The organism is Cereibacter johrii (genome assembly GCF_001720585.1).
GTDB lineage: Bacteria > Pseudomonadota > Alphaproteobacteria > Rhodobacterales > Rhodobacteraceae > Cereibacter_A > Cereibacter_A johrii.
The window spans coordinates 1-4070 of record NZ_MABH01000218.1 but is presented as its reverse complement, the minus strand read 5'-3'; the positions used below and the strand labels follow the sequence as shown (position 1 = coordinate 4070).

The following is a 4070-nucleotide window of genomic DNA, read 5'->3' as shown; positions in this document are numbered from 1 at the left end:
GTGACGACGCCGGCCCAAGGCTCGGCCACGGGCCTGCGCGGCGTGAGCCTCGATCTGCGCGCGGGCACGATCACGGGCCTTGCGGGCGTGTCCGGGAACGGGCAGGCGGCGCTCTCCGATCTCGTCTCGGGCCTCGTGCGGCCCGAGGAGGGACGGCTCGAACTGGCGGGGGCCGAGGTGGTCCGGTGGACGCCGCGGACGGCGGTGGCCTCGGGCATCGCGCGCATCCCCGAGGACCGGCATTCCACCGGCACCATCGCGGACTTCACCCTGACCGAGAACGCCATTCTGGAAGGCTACCGTTCGCGCTTCGCGAAAGGCGGCTGGATGGACTGGCGCGCGGCCCGCGCCTTCGCCGAAAGCATCATCGCCACCTACGATGTGCGCTGCCCCGGCCCCGAGACGCGCATCCGGCTTCTGTCGGGGGGCAACATGCAGAAGCTGATCCTCGGCCGCGTGCTCGAGCCCGGCCCCCGGATCATCCTCGCGAACCAGCCGGTGCGGGGCCTCGACATCGGCGCCATCACCTATGTGCATTCCCGCCTGCTGAAGGCGCGGGACGAGGGGGCCGCGGTCATCCTCATATCGGAAGATCTGGATGAAATCATGGCCCTGTCCGACACTGTTCATGTCATGTCCGAAGGGCGGCTCTCGCCCGGCTTCGCGCGCGGCACGATGAGCCAGACCGACCTCGGCCTCTGGATGGCCGGCCACGGGTTCGACGATGCGGCTTGAGCCCATAGCCAACCCCTCGACGCTGCGCCGGGCAGGGCTGCCGGCCACGGCGCTTCTGGCCACCATCGCCGTGGCCTCCGGCCTTGCCGCCGTGGCGGGCGCCGATCCGCTCGCCACGCTGGGGCTGATCGTGAAGGGCGCCGTCGGCTCGAAATTCGCGGCGCTCGAGACGCTGAACCGGGCGACCCCGCTCATCTTCACCGGGCTTGCCGTGGCGGTGGCCTTCCGCGCCCGGCTCTGGAACATCGGCGCCGAGGCGCAACTCTATGCCGGGGCCATCGTGACCGTGCTGCTGGGGTCGGGCGCAGTGGGCGGCCCGCTCGTCCTGCCGCTGATGGCGGTCACGGCCATGGCCGCGGGCGCGGTGGTGCTGCTCGGGCCCGTGGCGCTCAAGACCCGCTTCGGGGTGGACGAGGTGGTGACGACGCTCCTCTTCAACTTCATCATGCTGCTCTTCGTGAGCTACCTCCTCGAGGGGCCGCTGAAGGATCCGATGGGGATGGGCTGGCCCAAGTCGGCGCCGCTCGCCAAGGAGGCGCGTCTGCCGCGCATCGTGGACGGGCTGCGGCTGCACTGGGGCTTCGGGCTTGCGCTGATCGCCTCGGCCGCCGTCTGGGTGATCGAGCGGCGAACCGCGCTCGGCTACGAGATGCGGGCCGTGGGGCTGAACCCGCGCGCCGCGCGCTTCGCGGGCATCCCGGTCGACAGCGTGCTGGTCAAGACGGCGCTCCTGTCGGGCGGGCTTGCCGCGCTTGCGGGCTTTTCCGAGGTGGCGGGGCTCAAGGGCCATCTCACGCTCGATCTGTCGCCGGGCTTCGGCTACACCGGCATCATCGTGGCCATGCTCGCGCTCCTCAATCCGCTGGCCGTGGTGCCGGCCGCCCTGTTCGTGGCGGGCGTCTTCGTCGGAGCCGACAGCATGAGCCGGGCCGCGGGCGTGCCCACCTACATCGCCGACATGCTGCTGGCCACCTCGCTCCTCTTCATGGTGCTGGCCATTCTTCTGATCCGGTTCCGGGTGGTGCGCGGATGAGGGGCGCGGTCGACAGGGTCCTGCAGACCTTCCGCGGACGGGGCCGATCCTCCAGAAGCCAAGGGAAGGCCGGAAGATGAGCGCGCTGTTCGAGATCCTTCTCTCCGCGACCTTCTGGGCCGCGGCGGTCCGCATCGCCTCGCCGCTGATCTTCGCCACCATGGGCGAGCTCATCTGCGAGCGGGCGGGCGTGCTGAACCTCGGGATCGAGGGGATCATGGCGATCGGCGCCTTCTCGGGCTGGATCGCGGTCTGGGCAGGGGCCGGGCTGTGGGAGGGCGTGGCCATCGCCATGGCGACGGGGATGCTGTTCGGCCTCCTGCATGCCGTGCTCGTGGTGCCCTTCGGGCTCTCGCAGCATGTGGTGGGGCTGGGGGTCACGCTGCTTGCGACCTCGACCAGCTACTTCGCCTACCGGCTGATCCTGCCCGAGGTCACGAGCCCGCCCAAGATCGAGCCCTTCGCCGTCTGGGAGGTGCCGGGTCTGTCGCAGATCCCGCTTCTGGGGCCCGCGCTCTTTGCCCAGACCCCGCTCACCTATGCGGCCTTCGGGGTGGCGGCGCTGACGGCGCTCGTGCTCTGGCGCACGCCGCTCGGCCTTGCGCTGCGGGCGGCGGGCGAGAATCCGGCGGCGGTCGATGCGCAGGGCCTCTCGGTCACCGGGCTCCGCATCGGCGCGGTCATGGTGGGCTCGGGGCTGATGGCGGTGGGCGGCGCCTTCCTCACCCTCTCGGCCTTCTCGAGCTTCTTCTTCGAGATGGTGAACGGCCGCGGCTGGATCTGCATCGCGCTTGTCGTCTTCGGCGCGTGGCGGCCCGGCAAGGCCGTGCTCGGCGCGCTTCTCTTCGCCGCCTTCGACGCGCTGCAGGTGCGGCTTCAGCAGACGCCGGTGGGGCAGGTCGTGCCCTATCAGCTCTTCCTGATGGCCCCCTATGCGCTGTCGATCGCGGCCCTCGTCCTCATGTCGCGCCGGGCCGAAGTGCCAGCGGCGCTGATGCAGCCTTTCAACAGGGGAGAACGCTGATGTTCGATCTGATCGTCAAGGGGGGCACGCTGCCCGATGGGCGCGTGGCCGATGTGGGCATCCGGGGCGACCGGATCGCGGCCATCGGGGCGCTCGGGACCGATGCGGCGCGGGTGATCGAGGCCACGGGCGATCTGGTGAGCCCGGCCTTCGTCGATCCGCATTTCCATATGGATGCGACGCTCTCCTACGGGCTGCCGCGCGTGAATGCGAGCGGGACGCTTCTGGAGGGCATCCGGCTCTGGGGCGAGCTGAAGGAGATCGTGACCGTCGAGGCCATGGTCGAGCGGGCGCTGGCTTATTGCGACTGGGCGGCCAGCATGGGGCTTCTGGCCGTGCGGACCCATGTCGATGTATGCGACGACCGGCTGCTGGGTGTCGAGGCGATGCTCGCCGTGCGCGAGAAGGTCAAAGGCTGGATGGATCTCCAGCTCGTGGCCTTCCCGCAGGACGGGCTCTACCGCGACCCGACCGCGCGGGCGAACCTCTTGCGCGCGCTCGACATGGGCGTGGATGTGGTGGGCGGCATCCCGCATTTCGAGCGGACCATGGCGGACGGCGCGGCCTCGGTGCGCGACCTCTGCGAGATCGCGGCCGACCGCGGGCTGCCGATCGATTTCCACTGCGATGAGACCGACGATCCGCTGAGCCGCCATATCGAGACCTATGCCGCCGAGGTGCTGCGCACGGGGCTTCAGGGCCGGGCCGCGGCGGGGCACCTGACCTCGATGCATTCGATGGACAATTACTATGTCTCGAAGCTCCTGCCGCTGATCGCCGATGCCGGGATCGCCGCGATCCCGAACCCGCTCATCAACATCGTGCTGCAGGGCCGGCACGACAGTTTCCCCAAGCGGCGCGGGCTCACGCGGGTCAAGGAGATGCAGGCCATGGGCATCACGGTGGGCTGGGGGCAGGATTGCGTGCTCGACCCGTGGTATTCGCTGGGCACGGCCGACATGCTCGACGTGGCCTTCATGGGGCTGCATGTGGCGCAGATGACCCACCCCGACGAGATGCGGCGCTGCTTCGACATGGTGACGGTCGAGAATGCCCGGATCATGGGCCTCGACTACGGGCTGCGGGAGGGGGCGGTGGCCTCGCTCGTGGTGCTCGACGCGGGCCATCCGGTCGAGGCGCTGCGGCTTAGGCCCGACCGGCTCTGCGTGATCGCGAAGGGGCAGGTGGTATCGGAAAAGGCGCGCAACGACGCGCGCCTGAGCCTGCCGGGCCGGCCGGAGAGCGTGCGCCGCCGGCACATCCTGCCGCAGCGCTAGG

General features: G+C 70.1%; 4 protein-coding genes. All 4 read left to right on the top strand.

The window, feature by feature from the left end:
* Positions 1-735: ATP-binding cassette domain-containing protein (locus A9O63_RS18380; protein ID WP_141703122.1), on the top strand; the 735-nt coding region annotated here is incomplete at its 5' end.
* Positions 725-1768 (top strand): ABC transporter permease, encoded by a 1044-nt coding sequence (locus tag A9O63_RS18375; protein ID WP_069333217.1) that lies wholly within the window; start codon positions 725-727, stop codon positions 1766-1768. The genes A9O63_RS18380 and A9O63_RS18375, both read left to right, overlap by 11 nt.
* 76 nt (positions 1769-1844) lie before the next feature.
* Positions 1845-2792 (top strand): ABC transporter permease, encoded by a 948-nt coding sequence (locus tag A9O63_RS18370; RefSeq protein WP_069333216.1) that lies wholly within the window; start codon positions 1845-1847, stop codon positions 2790-2792.
* Positions 2792-4069, top strand: coding sequence for an amidohydrolase family protein (locus A9O63_RS18365; RefSeq protein ID WP_069333215.1), 1278 nt, complete (start codon positions 2792-2794; stop codon positions 4067-4069). Before A9O63_RS18370 ends, A9O63_RS18365 begins: the two co-directional genes overlap by 1 nt.
* Position 4070 lies beyond the last annotated feature (1 nt).

What these genes read in the sequence shown, in the direction of transcription:
- A9O63_RS18370 (WP_069333216.1), top strand. Translation starts at nt 1,845, where the DNA reads ATGAGCGCGCTGTTCGAGATCCTTCTCTCCGCGACCTTCTGGGCCGCG.
- A9O63_RS18365 (WP_069333215.1), top strand. Translation starts at nt 2,792, where the DNA reads ATGTTCGATCTGATCGTCAAGGGGGGCACGCTGCCCGATGGGCGCGTG.
- A9O63_RS18375 (WP_069333217.1), top strand. Translation starts at nt 725, where the DNA reads ATGCGGCTTGAGCCCATAGCCAACCCCTCGACGCTGCGCCGGGCAGGG.